Genomic DNA, 21,363 nt, shown 5'->3' on the forward strand with positions numbered 1-21,363 from the left:
CTTAGGCCTGAGCGGGCCGCGTTTCGGTCTGGGGCAGGTCCATGACGGCACGCACGCCTGGGCCGTTATCCTCGATGCGGAAGCTGCCGCGATGAAGCCGCGCCACCGCCGCGACGAGCGAGAGCCCGAGACCGGACCCCGCATCGGTGCGGCTGCGCTCGAGCCTCACGAAGCGTTCGATCACGCGTTCCCGATCATCCTCCGGAATTCCCGGCCCGTTGTCGCTGACGGTCAGCAGCACCCGGCCGTTCTCGGGCCGAAGCCCCACGATGATCCGCCCGGGCCGGCCCTCGGGGGGCATGCCGTATTTGAGGGCATTCTCGACGAGATTGACCAGCGCCTGCCCGATCAGTTCCCGGTTTCCGCGCAGCACGATGCCCGGCGTCACCGCCGCCTCGATCACCATGCCTTCGTCCTCGGCGAGGGGGCCGTAGAGCTCGGCGACATCGGCAACGATTGCGCTCACGTCCACGTCGGCGAATGCGCCGGAGGGTGCGCCGGCCTCGGCCCGCGCGATCATCAAGAGGGCGTTGAAGGTGCGGATCAGCTTGTCGCTCTCGGCGATCGTGGTTTCGAGCGCCTCGCGCTGCGTCTCGGGTTCGCCGCCGCTCCGCAGCGCCGCCTCGGCCTTGTTACGCATGCGGGTGAGCGGGGTCTTCAGGTCATGGGCGACGTTGTCGGTCACCTCCTTCAGCCCCTGCATCAGCCCCTCGATGCGATCGAGCATGGCGTTGAGGCTCGTTGCGAGCGCATCGAACTCGTCGTTCCGCCGCGTCACGGGCACGCGCTCGGAAAGGTTGCCGGACATGATCTGGCTCGAGGTCGAGTTGATCGCATCGATCCTCTTCAACACCCGGATCGAGGTGAAGACGCCGGCAAAGATCGCCGCCACGATGATGCCGACGACGCCCCAGAGAAAGCCCTGGAAGATGATCGCAGTGAACCCGCGACGCTCCACGACGTCCCGTCCGACGACCAGCAGCAGCCCGCTGTCGAGCACGAGCGAACGCACGAGCGCCGTCCCTTGCGGCGCATCCCCACCCCCATCGAAAGGGCGCTGCCGCGCGTAGTTGAAGCTGTAGCCGCCGGGCACCTGCAGGATCAGCGGGGGAAAGTCATCGACGTTGCCAACGATCATCATGCCCGTGGGGTCGCCCAGATAGTAGATCCCCGGCCCCGGCAACCGGGAGAGGCGCTCGACAGCGCGCACGACTTCCGTAATGCCGCGCACCCGGTCGATGTTTTGGATCTGACGCACCTCCCGCTCGATGTCGGCTGCCTGCTGGCGCTGGATCTGGATGGAGGACTGGAAGGTAATGAAGGCCAGCAGCAGGACCGAAAAGACCGCAAAGATCAGGACAAAAGTCGCCGTCAGCCTGACGGTGCTCGTGCGCCAGATCTGGACCAGCCTATTCACGGATCATGTATCCCGCGCCCCGGATCGTATGCAGCAGCGGCTGGGCGTGCCCCTTGTCGATCTTGCCGCGAAGCCGCGACATGTGCACGTCGATCACGTTCGTCTGGGGGTCGAAATGATAGTCCCAGACATTCTCGAGCAGCATGGTACGCGTCACCACCTTGCCGGCATTCTTCATGAGGTATTCGAGGAGGCGGAACTCGCGCGGCTGCAGGAGGATCACCTCCCCTGCCCGCTCCACCTTGCGGCTCAGCCGGTCCAGAGAAAGGTCCCCGACCTCATATCTGGTCGCGGCCTCCGCCGGGCTCGAGCGGCGCGCCAGCACCTCGATCCGCGCGAGGAGCTCGGTGAACGCATAAGGCTTGACGAGATAGTCGTCACCGCCGGCCCGCAGGCCCGTCACCCGGTCGTCCACTTCCCCGAGGGCCGAAAGAATGAGGACCGGCGTCTGGTCGTCCTCGGCCCTCAGCGTTTCGACGATCGAGAGCCCATCCCGTCGCGGCAGCATGCGATCGACGACCAGCACGTCGTAATCCATGCCCGAGGCCATGGCGTAGCCCGTCTCGCCATCGCTGGCATGGTGGGTGACGTGTCCGGCCTCGTCGAGGGCCTGGATCAGGTACTGGGCGGCTTCCCTGTCATCCTCGATCAGAAGGATCTTCATCCAAGGGGCTCCGGACGGGGTCTGGCGGGTCCCATTCCGGCACAGGCGGGGATCCGTATGGGGCTGGCGGCCGGGCGCGTCGGGGGAAACGCGAAATGACCGGCCGCAGTCCTAGCGGATTCCCGCCTGCGCGGGAATGGCGCCCGAAGGGGCGGGCCGCCCCGGGGATTGCTCCCCGGGGCAGGACGTCTGCTTACTGGGCCGACTCTTCGAGGGGCAGGCCGATGAAGCGGATATTGTCGTTGCGGCTGGTCTTGATCAGCACCGTGCCGCGGTCGCTGTCGCGGACGCCCTGGATGGCGGCCTCGAACTCGGCAGCGGTCGACACCGGGGTGTTGTCCACTTCGAGGATCACGTCACCGACGGCAAGCCCGCGCGATGCGGCGATGCTGGCTGCATCCACGTCCTGGATCAGGACGCCTTCGTCATCGGCATTGGGCACCACGGTGACCCCGATGCTCGACGGCGTGGGCTCGTCGGGCTGCGCAGGCTCTTCGACTTCCGCGGGCGGGGTCGGGGCTGCGGTTTCCTCGAGGGTGTCGAGCGTCACGCGCAGCGTGTCCTCGCGCCCGTTGCGCCACAGGGTCAGTTCGACCTCGGTGTTGGGGCCCTTGGAGGCGATAGTCCGCGACAGGTCGAGCGCATTGCTGATCTGCTGGCCGTCGACGGCCGTGATCACGTCTCCCGAATTGATTCCGGCCCGTTCGGCCGGACCGCCTTCGGCAGGCTCGGTCACGAGCGCACCGCGGGCATTGGGCAGGCCGAGACTGTTGGCGAGGTCGGTGTTCACGTCCTGGATCGACACGCCGAGGAACCCGCGGGTCACCTCGCCATTCTCGATCAGCTGGCCAACGATCTGCTGGACGGTGTTGGCGGGGATCGCGAACGCGATGCCCACATTTCCGCCATTGGGCGAATAGATCGCAGTATTCACGCCCACCACTTCGCCACGCAGGTTGAAGGTCGGGCCGCCCGAATTGCCGGTGTTGACCGCGGCGTCGATCTGCAGGAAATCGCCATAGGACGAGCCGCCGATGTCACGGCCGCGAGCAGAAACGATGCCGACGGTCACGGTGCCACCGAGGCCGAAGGGATTGCCGACCGCCATCACCCAGTCGCCGACGCGGGTTTCGTCGCTGGCGAAGGTGACGAAGGGCAAATCCTCGACGCCGTCGACCTTCAAGACGGCCAGATCGGTCCGCTCGTCGGTGCCCACGATCTCGGCGACGCGCTCGTCACCGTTCTCGAAGACGACCGTCACGCGGGTGGCATCGGACACCACGTGGTTGTTGGTCACGAAATAGCCGTCCGCCGAGATCGCGAAGCCGGAGCCGGCTGCCATGAAGCGGCGCGGCGTGCGCTGCTGGGGCTCGTTGCCGCGATTGCCGAAGCCGTCATTGAAACGGTCGAAGAAATCGCGGAAGGGATGGTTCTCCGGCAGGTCGGGGAAATCGAAGTTGAACCCGCCGCCGCCGCCGCCACCGCCGCCCCGGCGCTGCAGCGAAGGCGCGCGCTGCTCGGATTCGACGACGATCGACACGACCGCAGGCTGCACGGCCTCGACGAGGTCCGCAAAGCTCGCGGGCTCAGCGATCTGGGGCACCTGGATCTGCGCAGCCGGGGTAAACTGGGGCGCGTTGATCTGGGTCTGTGCTGTCGCGATCTGGCTGGTGGTGGCCATGAAGGTGGCACCTCCGCCGACGCCGGCGAGAATCGCAAGGGCCGAAGCCCCGATCCAGCGGCGGGCGCGAGAGAGGAAAGTCGAGCGCATTGTGGTCTCCTTGACGGCTCTCAACAGTAAGTGCCTCCTATATGGACCCCCGCGCCTTTCCTTGAAGTGACGCCAACATTAAACCTTGGTAATCCAGCCTCAGCCGAAGATCGCCCCGCGCAGGAGGTCGAGTCCCACGATCGTAACGACGATCTTGAAACCGATCCGGAACGCCCTGTCCGGCACGCGCATCAGCAGCATGCCGCCGAGCGCCGTGCCCCCGAGGCCGGCGAGAATCATCGCAAGGACCAGCGGCACGAAGTCGGCGAAGGCAAATCCGATGGCGATGAAGACGATGACCTTGAAGGTGTTCTGCAGCGTCATCGCCGCGGCCTGGGTCGCCACCAGCTGGCGACGGTCCGCAAGTCCGCGGAAGAACATTGCGATCAGCGGACCCACCGCGCCGACCAGCATGCTCAGCGCCGAGATCACCGCGCCGCCCACCACCAGCGTCTTGCGGCCGTGAAGGTCGAGCTTGGGCTGGGGCAGCCAGGTCGTCACGATGATGAAGAGGCCGATCGCCATGGCAAAGATGGTCTCGGGGAGCATGGCAACGAACTGCCCGCCGACCACCGTACCCACGGCCGCCCCGATGCCGAGCCAGAACACCAGCCGCCACTGCACGTGGGGAAACTGCAGCGCCACCCGACCGGCATTGGAGCCGAGCTGCACTGCGCCGAGCACCGGCACGACGATTGATGGGGGAAAGACGAGCGCCAGCGCGGCCAGCATCAGCATGCCGCCGCCAAGGCTGAACGTCGCCGTCAGCATGGAGGTGAAGAAGCTGACCACCATCAGCATCAGCGCCACGGTGGCCGAGACGCCCTCGGGCAGGAAGGATGTGAGATCGAAAGGCACGGGCGGGACCGGTTGTTTTTCCCGTGTTAGCCCTCACCCCGCCTGTGAACAAGTCGAGGGCTCTAGCCAATAAGGCTAGGTCGCGCGATCCGAGGGCGTTTCGTTCCGCGCAAGGGCTGCGAGCGCGGCTTCTTCCTCGGCGCTGAGCGTCAGCCCTTCGGCCGCCGGGATCGGTTGAGCCTTCCGCCGCCTGATCCCGAAAAAGATCGCAACCCCGCCGGCGATCAGGATCAGCGGCGCCGCCGACCAAAGCAGGATGGTGTGCCAGCCGAGCACCGGGCGCAGCAGCACGAACTCGCCATAACGGTCGACGACGAATTGCAGGACCTGCGCGTCGCTGTCGCCCTCCACCAGCCGCTCGCGCACGAGCACACGCAGGTCCGAGGCGAGCGGGGCGTCGCTGTCGTCGATCGACTGGTTCTGGCACACGAGGCAGCGCAGATTGGTCGAGATCGACCGCGCGCGACTTTCGAGCACGGGATCATCGAGGATCTCGTCCGGATTGACCGCCAGGGCCGGACCGATGGCGAGCGTCAGCGCCAAGAGAAATGCGATGAGGCCCTTCATTCGGCCGGCACCGTTCGCTCGCCCGGCCGCGCGGCCTTGGCCGGGGCGCCGACGCGCAGGCGGCGATAGCTGAGCGAAAGCAGCCCGCCGGCGGCCATGATCAGCGTGCCGATCCAGATCAGGGTTACATAGGGCTTGTACCAGAGCCGGACGACGTGGCTTTCCCCGCTGCCGTCCTCGCCGAGCTGCATGTAGACCTGCGAAAAGCCATAGGTCAGGATCGCGGCCTCGGTCGTCGGCTGGCCCGATGCGGTATAGATCCGGCGTTCCGGATGCGCAGTTCGCGTGCCCCCGTCGGGCGCGGTCACGCTGAACGTGCCTTCCTCGGAAACGAAATTGGGACCGGGCACGTCCTGAATGCCGTCAAAGGCGATGCTGTAGCCTGCGATCTCGGTCACGTCGCCGACATTCATGGTCAAGACCCGCTCGGTCTCCCAGGCGGTGACCGAGACGACGCCGATAACCGTCACCCCGACCCCCAGATGAGCGATGGCCGTCGCCCAGGCCGTACGCGGCAGGCCGAAGAGCCGGCGCATGCTTTCGCGGAAGGGAAGCCGGCCGATGCGCGCCCGGTCGATCAGCTCGGCGATGGCGCCGAAGCCGACCCAGAAACCGAGCAGCAGGCCAAGCGGCGCAAGGGAGATCGAGGCGCCCGACAAAGCGAAGATGAGAATGGCGACGAAGAGCGCGAGCCCCGCGGCGCCCGCCAGCCGCTGCGTTACCGCCACGAGGTCCCCGCGCTTCCAAGCGAGGAAAGGCCCGAAGGGTAGCACGATCAAGAGTGGCACCATGATCGCGGCGAAAGTCAGATCGAAAAAGGGCGCGCCGACCGAGATTGAGCGACCCGTCAGCGCATCGAGCACGAGCGGATAGAGCGTGCCCACGAGGATCGCCCCGGTCGCGGTCGCAAGGAAGAGATTGTTGAGGATCAGCGAGCCTTCCCGGCTGATCGGCGCGAAGAGCCCGCCCTGGCGCAGGCTCGAGGCGCGGAAGGCGAAGAGGCTGAACGCACCGCCGATCAGGATGGCGAGCATGGTGAGAATGACGAGGCCGCGCGTGGGGTCCGACGCGAAGGTGTGCACCGAGGTCAGGATGCCCGAGCGCACGAGGAAGGTGCCCAGGAGCGAGAGCGAGAAGGTGATGATGGCGAGGAACACCGTCCACACCTTCATCGCATTGCGCTTTTCCATGACGAGCGCCGAATGGAGAAGCGCGGTGCCCGCGAGCCAGGGCATGAAGCTTGCGTTCTCGACCGGATCCCAGAACCACCAGCCGCCCCAGCCGAGTTCGTAATAGGCCCAGTACGACCCCATCGAGATGCCGAGGGTGAGGAAGACCCAGGAGAGGAGCGTCCATGGCCGCACCCAGCGTGCCCATGCCGCGTCGATCCGGCCCGAGATCAGCGCCGCGATCGCGAACGAGAAGCAGACCGAGAACCCGACATAGCCGATGTAGAGAAGCGGCGGATGGATGGCGAGGCCGATGTCCTGCAGGACCGGATTGAGATCCATGCCCTGCAGCGGAGCAGGGTTCATCCGCTCGAAGGGGTTGGAGGTAAAGACGGTAAAGCCCGCAAAGGCAGCGGTCAGCAGCGATTGCATGCCCAGGACGAGCGAGAGCAGGTCCCTCGGCAACTGCCGGCCGAACGCCGCAACCGCCGCCCCGAACAGCACGAGGATGAGGACCCAGAGGAGCATCGAGCCCTCATGGTTTCCCCAGACCCCGGTGATCCGGTAGAGGAGCGGCTTGTCGGAATGGGAATGATTGACCGCAAGGGCGAGCGAGAAATCGGACAGGACGAAGGCCTGCACCAGAACCGCAAAGGCCGCCCCGATCAGCACGAACTGCAGGATCGAGGCCTGCTGTAAAAAGCCCGCGATCCGCTCGCCGCTCTTCCAGAAGCCCAGCCCCACCACGGCCGAAACGCTGGCGATGGCGAAAGCCAGAACCAGCGCGAAATGACCGAGCTCGATGCTCATCGCGAAGCCCCCAGCGCCACGTCCTCGGGCTCCCATTCGCCCCGCCGCTTCAGCTCTTCGACGAGTTCGCGCGGCATGTAGTTCTCGTCGTGCTTGGCAAGCACGTTCGACGCAAGGAAGCTGCCGGTCGGGGTCACGCTGCCCTCAGCGACGACGCCCTGCCCCTCGCGGAACAGGTCGGGCAGGATGCCCACATAGCGCGCCGACATCTCGGTCTGCCCGTCGGTCACGACGAAATCATTGGTCTCCCCGACCCGCGTCCACGAGCCGGTCTTGACGAGCCCGCCGAGCCGGATCGGCTCGCCCGCCGCAACGCCGCGCTCGGCGATGTCGCTGGGGCTGTAGAAAAAGACGATCTGGTCGCGCAGCGCGACGAGCACCAGCGTCGTCGCCAGTGCCAGCACCACGGCGAACCCGGCCAGAATGCTGAGCCTCTTCTGCTTGCGCGTCATCGGTTACCTCCACCAATCGTCAGTCCGGCCGGGGCCGCAGTGCTGTCGAGCGGCGCCCGGTCGCCGCCGTCGGGATAGGCCTCGAACGCCAGATCATAGATCCGCTGGGCCTCTTCGACCTCCCCGAGCACCAGTCTCGCCCGGACCAGGTCGGTCCATTCCTCGATCGTTCCACCCTCGGCCTCGAGCCGGGCCGTGAGCCCGTCGACCATACGGCGGATCGCGGCCTCGTCGACCTCGCCCGCTGCAGCCGGCGGCGCTTCGCCGCGCAGCGCCGCCTCGGCAACCGCCAGGCCTTCGCGTGCGCTTGCAAGCCAGGGCTCGTTGCCCTCCGCCTCGGCGAGCAGCTCCCGCCAACGCGGCGCAGCCGCGTCGTAATCCTCGCGCCGCATCGCATCGCCCGCAAGATAGAAGCGCGAGCGCATGTCGCTGGGGGCCCGCTCGGCGACACTTTCGAGCAGACCGATGATCTCCTCGTCCGCCACCCCGCCGGCCGCCAGCAGCAGCGCCTCGGCCAGGTTGCCGTCATTTGCGGGCGTCGATCCCTCGAGCGCGACGATGCGCCGATAGGCGGCAACCGCCTCGTCATAGCGCCCCATCTGGAGATAGACCGGTGCGATCACCTGCCAGCCGCGCAGATCCTCGGGGTTCGCTGCAAGCTGCCTTTCGATCTGGGCAATGGCGTCGCCGAGATCAAGATCGCGCGCGATGAACTCCGCGCGCTGGGCCAGCGGCTGGGTCGGCAGGTCGGGCCGGCCGATCAGCCCATAGGTCAGCAGCGTCACCCCGGCGATCACGGCAATCGACGCGGGCACGACGATACGATCGGCCTGCGAGGCACGGCTTTGCCGGCGCTTGGCGTCAGCGCGCAGCCGCAGCAATTCGCGCGCCAGCTCGCCCTTGGCGGCCACGCCTTCGGCCTCGCCGAGCCGGCCGCTGGCAATGTCGGCCTCCAGTTCGCGCAGCTGCAGGCGGAAATGGCTTTCAAGCGCCGCTTCCGCCGTTGTCTCCGGCGCGTTGACCGCGCGCCCGCGCGCCGCGTAATAAAGCGCAGCGCACGCGATCAGGGTGACGGCGATGGCGATTGACCAGAAGACCATGGATCCGGGGCGGTTGCGTGAGACGGCGACGGCTCAGCCATCTATAGGCGGAATTTGGCGAAAAGGGCACCGTCCTGCCCCATTCGAGGCCGGGCGCATTGCCGCAGCCCCCGGGTTTCCAGGGCGCACATGAGCGTGATTTCCCCCGCACCCTATGATTTTGCCGTCTTCGGATCGAGCCCTCTCGCCCGGCTTCTTGCCGGCCTTCTCGCCCATGAGCACGGCCAGCGGGCCTGTCTCGTCGGGGAGAGCCATGGCGCCTTCCGGCTGACGCGCGGCATCGACCTCTCGGTCGCCCCCCTCACCCGCCCCGAAACCTGGAGCGTCCTTCGCCGGGGCAGCGTCGAAACCGAGAAGCTCCTGCTGCGAATCGCGCCGCGCGGGCTCGAGCGCGCCGATCCACTCTTCGTTGCCGAAACGGCCCCTGCCCGCGAGGCGCTCGCCCATGTGCGCCACATGGCCATGGGCTATGGCTATGCCGTCGAGCGCGTCGGCGAGGGCATCGTCGCCCCGGGGGCGACCGCGCTGCGCATCCGCGACGCGTTGACGCTCAACCGGCCGCTGCTCGAAACCGCCCTCGACCCATGGCTGAAATCGGCTGGCGTGCGCTGGATCGACCCGCATGACGGCGAACCCGTCATCAAGCGCGATGGCAGCGTCCGGTTCGGTTCGGGCGGCTCCAGCCTCGAGGCCGCGCACGCCATCCTCGTCGATGACGCTCCGATCATCGCCCATCTGCCGGCTGACGAGCGGGCCCGGCTCCTCACCGTGCACAGCACGACCACGCTCCTGACTGAACCTGCGGCGCCCCTTGCGGCCCCGATCATGGATTTCCTCGATCGCGGAGTCCGGCTCAGCCAGCGCCCGCGCCGAGGCATTGCCGCGCTTGCGAGCGGCCCGGCGGATGAGGCGATTGCGCGGATCGGCGCCTCGCTCTCCCATCTGGGGCGGCTGCGCCGGGCCGGACAGGCGGTCTTCCAGACCGTCGAAACGCGTGATGGCGCGCCCCTTGTCGGGCCTGCCCGCGGGCTCAGGGCAACGCTCGTCACCGGCCTCGGTCCGATCGGGGTTTTCCTCGCGCCCAGCCTCGCGCGGTTCATTGCCGGCAAGCCCTCGGTCGAGGAAGCCGCTTATTTCGGGCCACGCGAACCCGGCCGTTTCCACCAGCGCGCGCTCGTGGCCGATTATCAGGGCCCGATCGCAGCCGAAGCCGCGCTGGAGGCCGTCTCTTGATTTCGCCCAATCGCATGCGCCCCGGGCTTCCGCATTTCGCAGGCGAGCTCATCGACCGGGACAAGCCCCTCACCTTTCGCCTCAACGGGCGCGATGTGTACGGCTTTGCGGGCGACACCGTGCTTTCGGCGGCGATCGCATCCGGGATCGAGAGTGCCGGGCGGCATCTCGGTGCCGAGCTCGCGCTCGGGGAACGTCTCGCCCCTCTCGTCATCGAACGCGGGCAGTTGCGCCGGGACCGGGCTCTCGCCCTGCCGATGAACCGCACACCGGCCATTTCTGGTCTCGACCTCGTCACGCTCGACTGGCAGCGCCATCCCCTCAATCGCGATCCCCGGCTGATCCGCGCCCGGGACTGGCTCCTCGGCGCGCCACGCACGCTCGGGGTCGATCTCACCGACGCCGCCAATCTCGACGGCCCCTGGTTCGATGCAGGGCCCGAGGAGAAGCTGGAGGCCGATCTCGTCGTTGTCGGCGGCGGGGTCGCGGGCATGGGTGCGGCCCTCACCGCCGCCGGCGCGGGGCACCGCGTGCTGCTCGTCGAGCGGCGCACCCGGCTCGGGGGCGACGCCCGCCTTTTTGGCGCCGTCGAGGGCGAGGAGGCTCCCGATGTGCTGGTCTCGCGCCTGCGGTCCGAAATCGCCGCCCACGCCAATGTCGAGGTCCTGCTGGGGACCGAGGCCTTCGCACTCTATGGTGGGCTCGTGCGCGCCCACCGTGTCGGAACCCGCGACGGGCGTCCCTTCGGGCAGACACTCGCCCTGCGCGCCCGGCGCATCGTGCTCGCCCCAGGCAGCATCGAGCGGCTGCCGGTCTTTCCGGGCAACCGCGCCGCGGGCGTCGTCGCCATGGCGAGCGCCTTTCGCCTCGCGCAGGATTTCGGCGTCTGGGTCGGCCGCAAGGCGATCTTCAGCGCCAGCACCAATCTCGCCTATCGCCTTGCGCGACAGGTGATGGAGTGCGGCATAGAGGTCCAGCGCATGACCGATACGCGCGTCAATCCGCAGTCGCGCTTCATCGATTTCTGCAAGGCGCTCGGCATCACCATGGCGCCAGGGCTGATCCCGGCCTGGGTCCGGCCCGCCAGTCGCGGCATGGGCGCGGAAGGCCTAGGCGGGCTCACCGTCCGCTTCGTTGCCACCCATGAAGAAGAGGGCGCCGAAACCGCGCCCCGATGGACCGAGCGCTTCGTCGTCTCGGGCGGATGGCAACCCGATCTCGGCCTCTGGCACATGGCTGGCGGGGGCAGCCGGTGGGCCGTCGAAACCGCGCGCCTCCTTCCCGCAGGCCAGGTCGCTGGCGTCGCGCTTGCCGGCGCCGCAGCCGGCTATCGCAGCACGGGCGCCTGCAGCCTCAGCGGAGGCGTCGCGGTCGCCCAGCTCTTTGGGCGCAAGCGGCGCGAAGTGATCGACCGCACCGTGGACGCGACCTATGAGAGCCTTGATGCGGTGACGCCGATCGCTCCGCGGCGGCGCGACCATCAGGGCGCGGCCTATCTCGATCATGGCGGCAGTCTCGCGGTTCGGCCTGCGATCGAGCGGCGGGGCCGGCGCTTCCTCGTCAGCCGCGACTGGCCGGCGCTTCTGGCCGATCAGGCCCGTGCCCTCGGGGTCGCCGACATCGCGGCGGCCATCCAGCTCGGCATCATCCCGGCGCGGGACGCCATGCTGGTCGCCCAGGAGAGGTGTGTCGTCGCGGGCAATATCACCGAGCCCGGCTCCGCCATTCCCGCCATCCTCGCGAGCCCACGCCATGCCCCCGGCCCGCCGGCCTTCCTCGCCGGCCGGTTCGGTGCCCGGCCCACGCTCTGGCATGTGGCTTCCGACGAGCCGCGGGATTTCGAGGAAGGTTCGCTTCTTTATCTCAATTCCGACGTCACCGACCCGGCCCAGGCCGTCGGGGTCATCATTGCCTCGGCGCCCGGCGGCAAGCGCGGCGGCCTTGCCGTGATCGGGCTCGAAACCGCCGAGGCTGGCGGAGCCGTCGTCCTGCGGGATGGCAGCACCACCCTGCCCGCGCGGCTCGTCGAGCATTTCGAAAGCATGGAGGCCGCCGCCGCCTTGCCGCTCGGCCCGGTTCCCGTGCCCCCGGGGCGCGAGACGACCGATGCCCCGCCGGCTCCACCGGCACCGCCCGAGCCACTCAATCCCCCCGAAGCGCCGGCGCCGACCTCTATCGAGGATGCCGCGCCACCTGTTCCGGACGAAGCGCCACACCTCCCGCCTGCACCCACCTCACCGCCACCGGCACGCGCCTTTCCGATGGTGCGCGTCGGCGTGCGCCTGCTCCCGCTCGCCTCGGTCAGGCCCGCGGTCGCGCTCGATCTCGATGGGTTGTTTCCAGCCGAAAGTTCAGGCGGCGGGTCCGAGCCTGCGCAGGGCAGCGGACATGGCACGGCGGATGACGCCGGCATAATCGGGCCCGAGCCGGAACTCGGCCATGCGGATCCCGAACTCGAGCCGCGTTGAGATCGCATCGTCATCGGGGGCCCGCCGCAAGCCCTCGAGCAGGCGATCCACATGCAGCTCCAGCGATTGCCCGGCCTGCGTCCAGCACTGTTCGAGCAGCACGTTGAGCGCAAGGGAATCGCGGCACTCGCGCACCGTGGCGAGCAGCGCGACGCCGTTGAGCGCGTCGAACAATTGCCGCTCGTCGAGGCGCCCATCCCTGCCGATCCGGAGGGCCGCCGTCATATCGGGCTGAACGCGCCGCAGCCGCGGCTCGATCCGTTCTGACACCCGCGCGACCATGCGCGCGAGAAGCGCCGCGCGCCGCCCGACCCGCAGCAGTTCGAGCGGCGTCCGCAGTGCCCGCACGAGCCGGTGGAACCGCTCGAGCGCCCGTCGCGTCGCCTCGATATCGACATGTCCGGGTGGCGCGATCTTTGGCAGCTGCGCCTGTGCATGGGCCATCAGCGCCTCGATCAGCGGCGCGAAGCCCTCGCGTTCGAAACCGAGCTCGGTCGTGCTTCCGGTCATCCGCGAGATCGTGGCGACGATCCGCCCCGGATGCTCCACCGCCCCGATCGCGGCGGTCCAGAGCAGCGCGGTCATCGGCGTGTCTTCGCGCGGCACCCGGGCGAGCGCCGCCTGCAGGCCTGCCTCGTCGGCGATGGCGTCGAGCCCCTTCCCGAAGGCCCGCGCGCGCACGAGCAAATGTCTCGATTTCAGCGCGCCGAGGACGAGCCGGAGTTGGGAGAAGGCCGCATCGCTTCCCAATTGTACGCGGAGCCGCCGCTCTGCCTCGCTTTCGGGGGTCGCCGCGTCCAGCGCTTCATGCGCGCGGGCCAGCAGTTCGGGCATCAGCGCATCGAGCGCGTCGACCGCCCCCGGCTCCACTCCCGAGATCGCAGGATCGATGAGGTCGCCGCCCAGGTCGCGGACCATCCAAATCCAGCAGGCCTCGGCAATGCCCAAGGGGATCGCACCGGCAAAGCCGGCATCGCCGTCTGGCAGGATCACCGTATCGATCAGCCCGAAGAAGGGCCGTGCCACCGGGCGCTCGAGCAAGGCGAGTCCGGCCGCTGCGCTGCGATGCGCGATCTCAGGCGTCGCCGGGCTCTTGTTCATCTGCATGGCAAGGACACAAGCGGTTTTGGCCGTTGTCCTCAGCCTATGCCGGGCGCGGTTAAGAAAAGCTGATGCCGATCGGTAGAAACGACAAAGCCGCCCCGCCCCGCTCAGGGGGCGCGACGGCCAGGCAATCGATCGGATGCGTTACGGCGCTCTTAGCTCGCAACGGTCCAGCGGCCGTCCGACTCGCGGCACGCGGTGCCGGACTTGGCGTAGCTCTGCCCGCTCCGGGTCACGGTGTGGGTGAAATCGCGGCAATCGATATTGTTGACCCGCACATAGGGGCCCACGGTGATGCTGCCGGCCGTGCCGCCGCTGCCCGACCAGGTGCGGGGCGCGCCGGGGCGGCCGAACTGCAGGGCGTTGAACTGCGCGGTCGAGGCGGTACCGCGATCGGCGGTCGAGAGGAGCGAGACCGCCTGTGGATCGAGGAAGGCGAGCCCGTCGGTCATGGCCTGCGCGGTGGCCTGCGCCTGCACGGGGTTGGTGACCGGCGGCGGGGTCAGCGAAGCGGTCTGGACCGGGGCTTCGGGCAGCGCCGTCATCGGCGCCGAACTCAGGGTCGGCCCGCTGCGCAGCTCTCCGGACGGTCCCATGCCGGTGCAGCCGGCAAGAGCGAGCAGGGCGATCAGCGGAAAGGCGATTCTGGGTGCGTGCATGTCGATCTCGGTTATGGCCATGGCCTTATTTGTCGGCCAATGCGGCGAAAGTGGGTCAGGAGCGCCCCATGCCGCCCAGCTTGGCGACGGGCAGGCGCAGCTCGGCGAGTAGTCCCCCCAGCACAGAGCGCTTCAATTGCAGCGAGCCGCCATAGACGTCAACCAGCTCCTTGACGATATCGAGCCCCAACCCGCTTCCGGGCGTCCTTTCGTCCAGCCTGACACCTCTGCGCAACACTTCGCGCGCCTCGGTCTCGCTCAGGCCCGGCCCGTCATCCTCTATGCGAATCAACAGCATGGCGCCGCTGGCCACGCGCTCGGCCTGCATCGAGACCGCCACCTGCCCCCCTGAGAACTTGCATGCATTGTCAAGCAGGTTGCCAGCCATTTCCTCCAGATCCCCCTCATCGCCCCGGAACCAGGGCAGCGAGGCATCGGGCCGCTGGAAGGCGATCACGCAATGGGGGTTGAGCTTTTCCATTACCCGCACGAGGCGCAGCATCACCATCGTGGCATCGGCCTTCTTGCCCACGATCGCGGTGCGCGCCGCGATGCGTGCGCGGTCGAGATAGGTGGACACGAGGGTTGTCATCTTCTCGCTTTCGGCAAGCACGACCGTTGCGAGCGCGCCCTGCTCCGCGCTCGCCTCGTTGCGCATCACCGCCAGCGGCGTCTTCAGCCCATGGGCGAGATTGCCCACTTGGTTTCGCGCCCGCTCGATGATCTGGGTGTTGGAGCGCAGCAGCTCGTTCACCTCCTCGGCGAGTGGCGCGATCTCGCTCGGATAGCTGCCCTCGACGGCCTGCCGCTCGCCTTCGCGCACCTGCTCGATCGCCTCGCGCAGTCGCTCCACGGGCCGCAAGGCGAGCCGGAACACGATGGCGCTCATGATGGCCAGCATCACGCCCACCGCACCCAGCACGATCAGCGTCTGCCCGCGGAAATCGTCCACCAGCACCAGAATCTCATCGAGGCTGCCGGTGACGAGGAAGCGCAGCCGCTGCCCGTTCAGCGTCACTTCGCGCTCGATCGCGCGGATCTGCGTGCCGAAGCTGTCGCGGATCACCTGGGTGCGCAGCGTGCTGGTGCCGAATGGGGTCTGTATCGACGGCGGAATGCTGCCGGCGAGACTTGCGGAGAGATTGACCACCGGTCCCTCCTGCGCGGTCACCGCCCAATACCAGCCCGAGCCCGGGCGGGAAAAGCGCGGATCCTGCACCGCGACCTCGGCGCTCGCCGGATCACCTTCGACCAGCGTCCGTTCGACCAACGTTCCGAGATGGAATTCCAGCGTTTCGGTAAGGCTCGTGTCGAGCGCCCGCGAATAGAGCTCGGTCAGGAGGAACGCGGTCGCCACCAGCGCCACGATCAGCCATCCGGCCGAGAGCCAGAACAGCGAGGCGGCGATCGAGCCTTTCTGCATCAAGGCGGCTCAGTCCTCCGCGATCTGATAGCCCAGACCGCGCACGGTCTGGATGCAGTCATCGGGCAGCTTCTTGCGCAACCGGCCCACGAACACCTCGATGGTGTTGGAGTCGCGGTCGAAATCCTGGTCGTAGAGGTGCTCGGTCAGCTCCGTGCGCGAAATGACCTTGCCCTTGTGGTGCATGAGGTAGGAGAGAAGCCGCAATTCATGGCTCGTCAGCTTCACCGCCTGCCCGTCCACGGTCACCCGCCCGGCCTTGGCATCGAGCCGGACGCGGCCCGCGACGATCTCGTTGGAGGCGTGTCCAGCCGCGCGGCGCACCAGCGCCCTGATACGCGCCAGCACCTCCTCCATGTGGAAGGGTTTGGCGACATAGTCGTCGGCGCCGGCATCGATCCCCTGCACCTTGTCGCTCCAGCGGTCGCGCGCAGTCAGCAGCAGCACCGGCATGGTCTTTCCGGCCCGCCGCCATTCCTCGAGCACGGACAGCCCGTCCATCTGCGGCAGGCCGATGTCGAGCACCACCGCGTCATAGGGCTCGGTGTCGCCCAGGAAATGGCCTTCCTCGCCGTCGAACGCCACGTCGACGGCATAGCCGGCATCCGTCAGCGCATCCTTGAGCTGCCGGTTGAGGTTGGTGTCGTCCTCGACGACCAATAGCCGCATCTTCGCCCCCCTTGCCCTGTCGGCCGCACCCTAGGCGCGACCGATCTTCATTGCGATTATGGCTGAAATGTCCCGGCCCTAGAAGCCTGCGGGCAGGGTCAGGTTCTGTGCGTTGCCGTCGGCGCCGAGCACCCCGACCACATAGACGATCCGCCCGCCTTCGTCACAGGCCCGAACTGAGAGGACCTGCTGGTCCCGGCCGACTCCCGCCCGCGCCAGCACGTCCGCCACCGGCGCCACCCGACCCGAGGACACCGCCTCCTGCAATTCCTGGTTGGACAGGCACGCCTGTGCCTGCACGCTCTCGGCGGGCGCGAGGCTGAACAGGGTTCCGGCGGCGAAGAGGGCGAGGAGGGCGTTTTTCATCGTCACAATTTAGGCGGAGGTCCCTGAACGCGGCATGAACATGAAGGTTCCTAGCGCGCCAGTGACGCCTTCAGCCCTGAGCGGAGGAAGATCAGCGCGAACGCCTCCATCACGAGGTGCCCCGCAGACTGCCCCGAAAAGCTCGGCAGCTCCACCCCCAGCATCTGCGCAACGCCCGCCAGCAGCATGGCCAGCGCCACGATATAGGTCTTGTACCCTTGCAGAAAATCCATCCCGATCGTCCTTTCCGTCCCAGTTGAACCCGTGTCCGCAAGTCCGGCCGCCCGCGCCATGGCGAGCGCGGCGCTGCGCACCGCCTCGACCCGGTTCGACCAGCCCCGCCCGAAAATCGCAAAAGTCCGCAGCGCCTTTAAAAACCCGAGCCGCCCGTCGCAGAGCGTCCCGATCAGCGCCGCAGTCCCGCCCGCGGCGACACCTGCCTCGAGCGCGCCCAGCGTCACCGGCCCGATGATCCCGTCCCGGCTGACCCCGAGTGCACCCTGCAGAGCCCGGATCGCCCGGTCGGCGCCCGAATTGACCGCAAAGTCGAATATGGCGAGATCGACGCCCGCCGGCAGCATTTCGCCCCGGCAGCGGTCCCAGTAGAGCGCCCGGTAGATCGCCTCGGCCTCGGCTCGCCCGAGGCTCCGCACCTCCGCCTTGGGCAGGGCAGTGACCGGGCTCACTCCCCGCCAGGCCGCGAGCGTCGCCCGCGTGATGCCCATGTTCGTCGCGCCGCCCGGGTCGGAGGGGTGGTCGACATAGCCCCCCTCATGGCCCAGCACCTCGTTCAGGCAGGCCGCGAAACGCCTTTCCTCAACCATCGAACTCTCCTCTTGCCTCATGTCCGCCGCCCAGAACCGGGCTCACCTGCCTCACGGCGAAGTCGAACCGCGTCGGCAGCGCGCCGAAATCGGTAATCTGCTCGGCCTCGCCGTAGATGACCGAAGGCCCGCCCGCCTCGAGCGTCCGCACCACACGGCCCTCGTCATCGAGAATGGTGACCCGATAGGCCTCGGGAACGAGATCGAGCGGGGCATCGACCCCGCTCCAGCCATCGGTCTCGGCACGGCTGCGCCGCACCCAGCTCAGCCTCACCGCCCCGCCTGGCATCTCACGCCGGGCGCGCAGATGGACCGGCGCCAGTGGCAGCGCCGGCGCCGTCGTCAGCGCAAGGCTCGCAGGCGTTCCCTCGATGTCGTCGCGACCGGCAAAGAGACGCAGGCTCATCGCCTGATCGAGCCATTCCCCGCCGATCGGCCAGCTCGCCACCGCCTCGTCCCGGAAGACGATCCGTCGCCCCACCCCGGCTGTGCCGATCGCATGATCGGTACCTTCGAGCCCCCGCAGCAGGCCTCTGAGCCGGTAGAGCCCCGGGCCCTCGAGCAGCGCCTCCGCAAAACCGATAACCTCCCAGTGCCCGTCATCGGTTTCAAGGAGCAGCCGGTTTGCGCCCGAAAGCACCTCGACCTCCGCCCGGGCCGCCAGATGCCCCGCATAAAGCCGAACGAGCGGCTGGTTTGCCCGGTCCCACAGGTCCGCCCGCCCGGGCCCCAGCGGCTCGACCAGTTCCCCCATGACCGCCGAGCGCCCGATCCGCCCGCGCACCGTGCCGGTCAGTGCGTCAGTCACCACGACATCGCCCGGCCAGGGCTCGGCGAGCGCTGCCGCGAGGACCCGAGTTTCCCCGGACGATCCGGGCAGGCCGGGCAGGTGCGCGAGCACCAGTAGCGGCATGGCGCGCGGCGATGGCGCGGTCGTCGTCTGCCGCGGGCGGTCGGTGACGATTGCCGCATTGACGCGTCCAGCGAGCCCCCGCGCCGTGATCCGCCGCGCCGCGCCGTCGCGGATCTCGGTCACCTCGAACGGGCCATCCACCTCGCCTTCGGGCGCGATCACATCGCCCGGCTCGATCCCCGCCAGCGAATGGGGCAATGTCAGCTCAATCGTTTCACGCCCCGCCATCCGGTCGGCCAGCATGCGCTCGGCCGCGCCGCGTGCACCGACGAGATCGAGCACCAGCCCCGCCCCTTCGGTCCCGAGCGCAGCGCCCTCGAGTTGTGCCGCCGTCACCGTGCCAGTGAGGTAGTCGCGCTCTCGGTCCGCATAGGCGAGCGAAAGTCGCCCGAGCGCCTCGGAGGGATCGGGCCGGCGCCGGGTCACGAGCGCCCCCTCATCGGCAACGAGGCTTTCGCGCGTGACCGACAGCGCCGATTTCGGCGTCGCCCGCGCCACCGCCAGCCCCTCGGGATGATCGTGGAGGCTAGCGCCCGTCGCCGACAGCACAGGGGCCAGCGCATCGCGCGCGCCCGCCACGGTCTCGATCAGCATGCCGTGGATCAAGGGCGGTTCAGCCTCGAGCGCGCCGAAATCGATCCCGTAGTCGGCTCCGATCGCCGCGATCAGTTCGTCCCCGGCCAGCGCCCCGAGCCGGCCAGTGAGCCAGTGCCCCGTCAGGTGATTGGGCCCGTCCGACCACGCCTCGACATTGGCCGGAAACGCCGGGAACGGCCGCGCGTCCCAGGTCCAGAGATAGATCCGGTCGGGATCGAGCATCGGCCCGCCATAGATTTCCGAGACCGGATTGTTCTCCGCCTCGCCCCAGTATTCCAGCTGCGCGCGCAGAAACTGCCGCTGCACCAGCGGATCGGGCGCACCGCTCGAAAACCAAGGCCGCCCGCTCTCCGCACTCTTGGGATCACCGAAGACATTGGGCTGGTTCGGCCCCTTGTCGACCGCCGCGCAACCGAGTTCGGTGAACCAGATCGGCTTTCCCCGCGGCACCCAGGCCGTAGGTTCGCTCGCCCGCACCCCGCCCGGCCGGTCGTGATGGGCGTTCGCCCACCAGTTCCGCAAATCCTTGAACCGCCAGATCCAGGGCTCGCCATGCACCCCGTCGGCGATCGGCGTACGCACCCCCGCGATGCGGTCGGCAAGGCTCGCATAATACCAGTCATAGCCCTCCCCGCCCGCGATGCCGGCCTTCAGATACGCCCGGTCGTAAAGCCCGCCCCACGCCTCGGCATTGGCATGGGCCTCCCCGTCCCGCCAGTCGGTCAGCGGCATGTAATTGTCGATCCCCACCGCATCGATCGCGTCCGACGCCCAGAGCGGATCGAGGTGGAAGAATTTCTCGCCCGGACTGCCCTCGGGCTGGAGCCCCGAAAATTCCGACCAGTCCGCCGCATAGGTGATCGCGGTACCGCCCCCGAGGATCGTCCGCACCTCGCCCGCCAGCCCGACGAGCCCCGCGACGAACGGAAACCCGTTGCCCCCATCGCGCAGAAAGCTCATCCCGCGCATTTCCGAGCCGATGACGAACCCGTCCACCCCGCCCGCTGCGACAGCAAGGCTCGCATAGTGTCGGACAAAGCGGCGGAACCGCCAGTCGCTCCCCGTGCCGAGGAACGCCGAGACCTGTGCCGCAACCCCTGCCGTCGTGTCGGGCGAACCCTCCCGCCCCGGCGCCGGCGCGCAGGTGATCCGCCCGCGCCAGGGATAGGCCGGCTGCCCCGCGCCGCCCCCATAGGGGTTCTCGAGCGCGTTCCCGGCCGGAATGTCCATCATCACCAGCGGATAGAGCGTGACCTTGAGCCCGCGCTCCCGCAGATCGGCGATCGCCGCCCGCACCGCACCATCCGAAGGCGTGCCGCCATAGGCCGGCCCGCCCGCATGGGTCGAAACCACGGGCACGCTCCCGCGCCCCTGCCCCGCCACCTGCCAGTCCGGCCCCGACACCGCCCGGCCCGCGCTCTCGACGCGTGGGCGGATCGTGCAGTTGCCGCATCTCAAATCATCCCCGAACCAGGCGACCACCAGCGCGACATGTTCGAGATTGGGGCAGAGCGCGGTCAATTCGTCGATCGACAGCGTCCAGTCCGACACTTCGCGCGAGAGATGGGTGTTCTCCACCCCCGTCCGCCCCGGCCCCACGAGCCGCACGCGCGGCTCGGGATCGTAGCCGAACTCGCTCGCCCCGGGGATCACCGTCACCGCCCGGATGGCGGGCTCCAGTTCCCCCACCACCCGGCAGAGCTCGACCGAGATGTTGGGAATGCGGTTGCCGAACGCCCCGAGCGGCAGGCGCTCGAAGACGAGATAGCAGAGCCCGCGATAGGCCGGCGCGCCGCCCGGCCCCTGCTTGGCCTCGATCAGGCTGTCGGGCCCCTGCGTCTGGGTCCCGCGATAAAAGCGCAGCGACAGCCCTTCGGTCTCGAGCGGCTGGCCATCCGCCCAGATCCGCCCCAACCGTTGCACCTCGCCCTCGCAGAGCGCCACCGCAAAGCTTGCGACGATGGTCGGCTCGGACGCCGCCTCGGGCGGGCGTGGGGCCAGAAACCCCTTGCCGCCCGACGCCGTCCCCGAAATCTCCTCGAGCTCGGTCGCCCAGATGATGTTGCCCGTCACCCGCGCCCAGCCATAAAGCCGCGGCACCGCTCCGCCCTCGCTCGAGCCCTGCAGGCGGATATCCGCGCCCGTCCGCGACACCGGCTCCGGCCGCGCCCCGAAGATCGCGCCATCGACCGCCGACCCCGCCAGCGCCCCCAGCGCCCGCCCCACCGTCGCCCCGATCGGCCCACCCACGAGCCCGCCGACCATCTGGCCGGCCAATGAAAATGCAAGCGTCGCCATG

The 21,363-nt window shown here is 68.5% G+C and carries 17 protein-coding genes; 2 read left to right on the top strand and 15 right to left on the bottom strand.

Annotation, left to right across the window (positions count from 1 at the left end):
* Position 1: 1 nt before the first annotated feature.
* The 8 genes from EMQ25_RS08830 to ccmI all read right to left on the bottom strand — a co-directional run bounded on the left by EMQ25_RS08830 (position 2) and on the right by ccmI (position 8,808).
* Complete coding sequence (locus EMQ25_RS08830; protein ID WP_127188220.1) at positions 2 to 1,417, bottom strand: sensor histidine kinase; 1,416 nt, start codon at positions 1,415 to 1,417, stop codon at positions 2 to 4.
* Entirely contained in the window at positions 1,410 to 2,081 is a 672-nt protein-coding gene (locus EMQ25_RS08835; RefSeq protein ID WP_127188221.1) for a response regulator transcription factor, read from the bottom strand. The genes EMQ25_RS08830 and EMQ25_RS08835 overlap by 8 nt, the downstream gene beginning before the upstream one ends.
* A gap of 193 nt (positions 2,082 to 2,274) precedes the next feature.
* Positions 2,275 to 3,852 carry a Do family serine endopeptidase gene (locus EMQ25_RS08840; protein ID WP_127188222.1) on the bottom strand — a complete coding sequence of 526 codons (1,578 nt, stop codon included), beginning with the start codon at positions 3,850 to 3,852 and terminating at the stop codon, positions 2,275 to 2,277.
* Positions 3,853 to 3,951: 99 nt separating this feature from the next.
* Positions 3,952 to 4,710 (bottom strand): sulfite exporter TauE/SafE family protein, encoded by a 759-nt coding sequence (locus EMQ25_RS08845; protein WP_127188223.1) that lies wholly within the window; start codon positions 4,708 to 4,710, stop codon positions 3,952 to 3,954.
* A 75-nt stretch (positions 4,711 to 4,785) separates the two neighbouring features.
* Positions 4,786 to 5,277 (bottom strand): cytochrome c-type biogenesis protein, encoded by a 492-nt coding sequence (locus EMQ25_RS08850; protein ID WP_127188224.1) that lies wholly within the window; start codon positions 5,275 to 5,277, stop codon positions 4,786 to 4,788.
* Complete coding sequence (locus tag EMQ25_RS08855; protein WP_127188225.1) at positions 5,274 to 7,256, bottom strand: heme lyase CcmF/NrfE family subunit; 1,983 nt, start codon at positions 7,254 to 7,256, stop codon at positions 5,274 to 5,276. The genes EMQ25_RS08850 and EMQ25_RS08855 overlap by 4 nt, the downstream gene beginning before the upstream one ends.
* Entirely contained in the window at positions 7,253 to 7,708 is a 456-nt protein-coding gene (gene ccmE / locus EMQ25_RS08860; RefSeq protein ID WP_127188226.1) for a cytochrome c maturation protein CcmE, read from the bottom strand. The genes EMQ25_RS08855 and ccmE overlap by 4 nt, the downstream gene beginning before the upstream one ends.
* Positions 7,705 to 8,808, bottom strand: a complete 1,104-nt coding sequence (gene ccmI, locus EMQ25_RS08865) for a c-type cytochrome biogenesis protein CcmI (protein ID WP_127188227.1) — start codon at positions 8,806 to 8,808, stop codon at positions 7,705 to 7,707. Before ccmI ends, ccmE begins: the two co-directional genes overlap by 4 nt.
* 129 nt (positions 8,809 to 8,937) lie before the next feature.
* On the opposite strand from ccmI, the gene EMQ25_RS08870 reads away from it, so the two are divergent.
* Complete coding sequence (locus EMQ25_RS08870) at positions 8,938 to 10,041, top strand: FAD-binding oxidoreductase/lyase (protein ID WP_127188228.1); 1,104 nt, start codon at positions 8,938 to 8,940, stop codon at positions 10,039 to 10,041.
* Positions 10,038 to 12,509 (top strand): FAD-dependent oxidoreductase, encoded by a 2,472-nt coding sequence (locus EMQ25_RS08875; protein ID WP_127188229.1) that lies wholly within the window; start codon positions 10,038 to 10,040, stop codon positions 12,507 to 12,509. The genes EMQ25_RS08870 and EMQ25_RS08875 overlap by 4 nt, the downstream gene beginning before the upstream one ends.
* Here the strand turns inward: EMQ25_RS08875 and EMQ25_RS08880 are convergent.
* The 7 genes from EMQ25_RS08880 to EMQ25_RS08910 form a co-directional block, all read right to left on the bottom strand.
* Positions 12,393 to 13,610: a hypothetical protein gene (locus EMQ25_RS08880; protein ID WP_127188230.1), complete on the bottom strand. Its 1,218-nt coding sequence runs from the start codon at positions 13,608 to 13,610 to the stop codon at positions 12,393 to 12,395. The two genes, EMQ25_RS08875 and EMQ25_RS08880, sit on opposite strands and share 117 nt — an antisense overlap.
* 158 nt (positions 13,611 to 13,768) lie before the next feature.
* Positions 13,769 to 14,272 (bottom strand): hypothetical protein, encoded by a 504-nt coding sequence (locus EMQ25_RS08885; RefSeq protein ID WP_127188231.1) that lies wholly within the window; start codon positions 14,270 to 14,272, stop codon positions 13,769 to 13,771.
* Positions 14,273 to 14,327: 55 nt separating this feature from the next.
* Positions 14,328 to 15,695, bottom strand: a complete 1,368-nt coding sequence (locus EMQ25_RS08890; protein WP_158626011.1) for a sensor histidine kinase — start codon at positions 15,693 to 15,695, stop codon at positions 14,328 to 14,330.
* A 9-nt stretch (positions 15,696 to 15,704) separates the two neighbouring features.
* Entirely contained in the window at positions 15,705 to 16,364 is a 660-nt protein-coding gene (locus EMQ25_RS08895) for a response regulator transcription factor (protein WP_127188233.1), read from the bottom strand.
* Between the two features lie 78 nt (positions 16,365 to 16,442).
* Positions 16,443 to 16,730, bottom strand: coding sequence for a hypothetical protein (locus tag EMQ25_RS08900; RefSeq protein ID WP_127188234.1), 288 nt, complete (start codon positions 16,728 to 16,730; stop codon positions 16,443 to 16,445).
* A gap of 50 nt (positions 16,731 to 16,780) precedes the next feature.
* On the bottom strand, positions 16,781 to 17,554 hold the full coding sequence (locus tag EMQ25_RS08905) for a glycoside hydrolase family 108 protein (protein WP_127188235.1): 774 nt from the start codon (positions 17,552 to 17,554) through the stop codon (positions 16,781 to 16,783).
* Entirely contained in the window at positions 17,547 to 21,362 is a 3,816-nt protein-coding gene (locus tag EMQ25_RS08910) for a baseplate multidomain protein megatron (RefSeq protein WP_127188236.1), read from the bottom strand. The genes EMQ25_RS08905 and EMQ25_RS08910 overlap by 8 nt, the downstream gene beginning before the upstream one ends.
* Between the last annotated feature and the right edge of the window lies 1 nt (position 21,363).

This window comes from Arsenicitalea aurantiaca (genome assembly GCF_003994485.1).
Lineage (GTDB): Bacteria > Pseudomonadota > Alphaproteobacteria > Rhizobiales > Devosiaceae > Arsenicitalea > Arsenicitalea aurantiaca.

Coding starts and splice junctions, on each gene's coding strand:
- EMQ25_RS08835 (WP_127188221.1), bottom strand. CDS start 2,081: ATGAAGATCCTTCTGATCGAGGATGACAGGGAAGCCGCCCAGTACCTG.
- EMQ25_RS08840 (WP_127188222.1), bottom strand. CDS start 3,852: ATGCGCTCGACTTTCCTCTCTCGCGCCCGCCGCTGGATCGGGGCTTCG.
- EMQ25_RS08850 (WP_127188224.1), bottom strand. CDS start 5,277: ATGAAGGGCCTCATCGCATTTCTCTTGGCGCTGACGCTCGCCATCGGT.
- EMQ25_RS08855 (WP_127188225.1), bottom strand. CDS start 7,256: ATGAGCATCGAGCTCGGTCATTTCGCGCTGGTTCTGGCTTTCGCCATC.
- ccmE (WP_127188226.1), bottom strand. CDS start 7,708: ATGACGCGCAAGCAGAAGAGGCTCAGCATTCTGGCCGGGTTCGCCGTG.
- ccmI (WP_127188227.1), bottom strand. CDS start 8,808: ATGGTCTTCTGGTCAATCGCCATCGCCGTCACCCTGATCGCGTGCGCT.
- EMQ25_RS08870 (WP_127188228.1), top strand. CDS start 8,938: ATGAGCGTGATTTCCCCCGCACCCTATGATTTTGCCGTCTTCGGATCG.
- EMQ25_RS08880 (WP_127188230.1), bottom strand. CDS start 13,610: ATGAACAAGAGCCCGGCGACGCCTGAGATCGCGCATCGCAGCGCAGCG.
- EMQ25_RS08885 (WP_127188231.1), bottom strand. CDS start 14,272: ATGCACGCACCCAGAATCGCCTTTCCGCTGATCGCCCTGCTCGCTCTT.
- EMQ25_RS08890 (WP_158626011.1), bottom strand. CDS start 15,695: ATGCAGAAAGGCTCGATCGCCGCCTCGCTGTTCTGGCTCTCGGCCGGA.
- EMQ25_RS08895 (WP_127188233.1), bottom strand. CDS start 16,364: ATGCGGCTATTGGTCGTCGAGGACGACACCAACCTCAACCGGCAGCTC.
- EMQ25_RS08900 (WP_127188234.1), bottom strand. CDS start 16,730: ATGAAAAACGCCCTCCTCGCCCTCTTCGCCGCCGGAACCCTGTTCAGC.
- EMQ25_RS08905 (WP_127188235.1), bottom strand. CDS start 17,554: ATGGTTGAGGAAAGGCGTTTCGCGGCCTGCCTGAACGAGGTGCTGGGC.
- EMQ25_RS08910 (WP_127188236.1), bottom strand. CDS start 21,362: ATGGCGACGCTTGCATTTTCATTGGCCGGCCAGATGGTCGGCGGGCTC.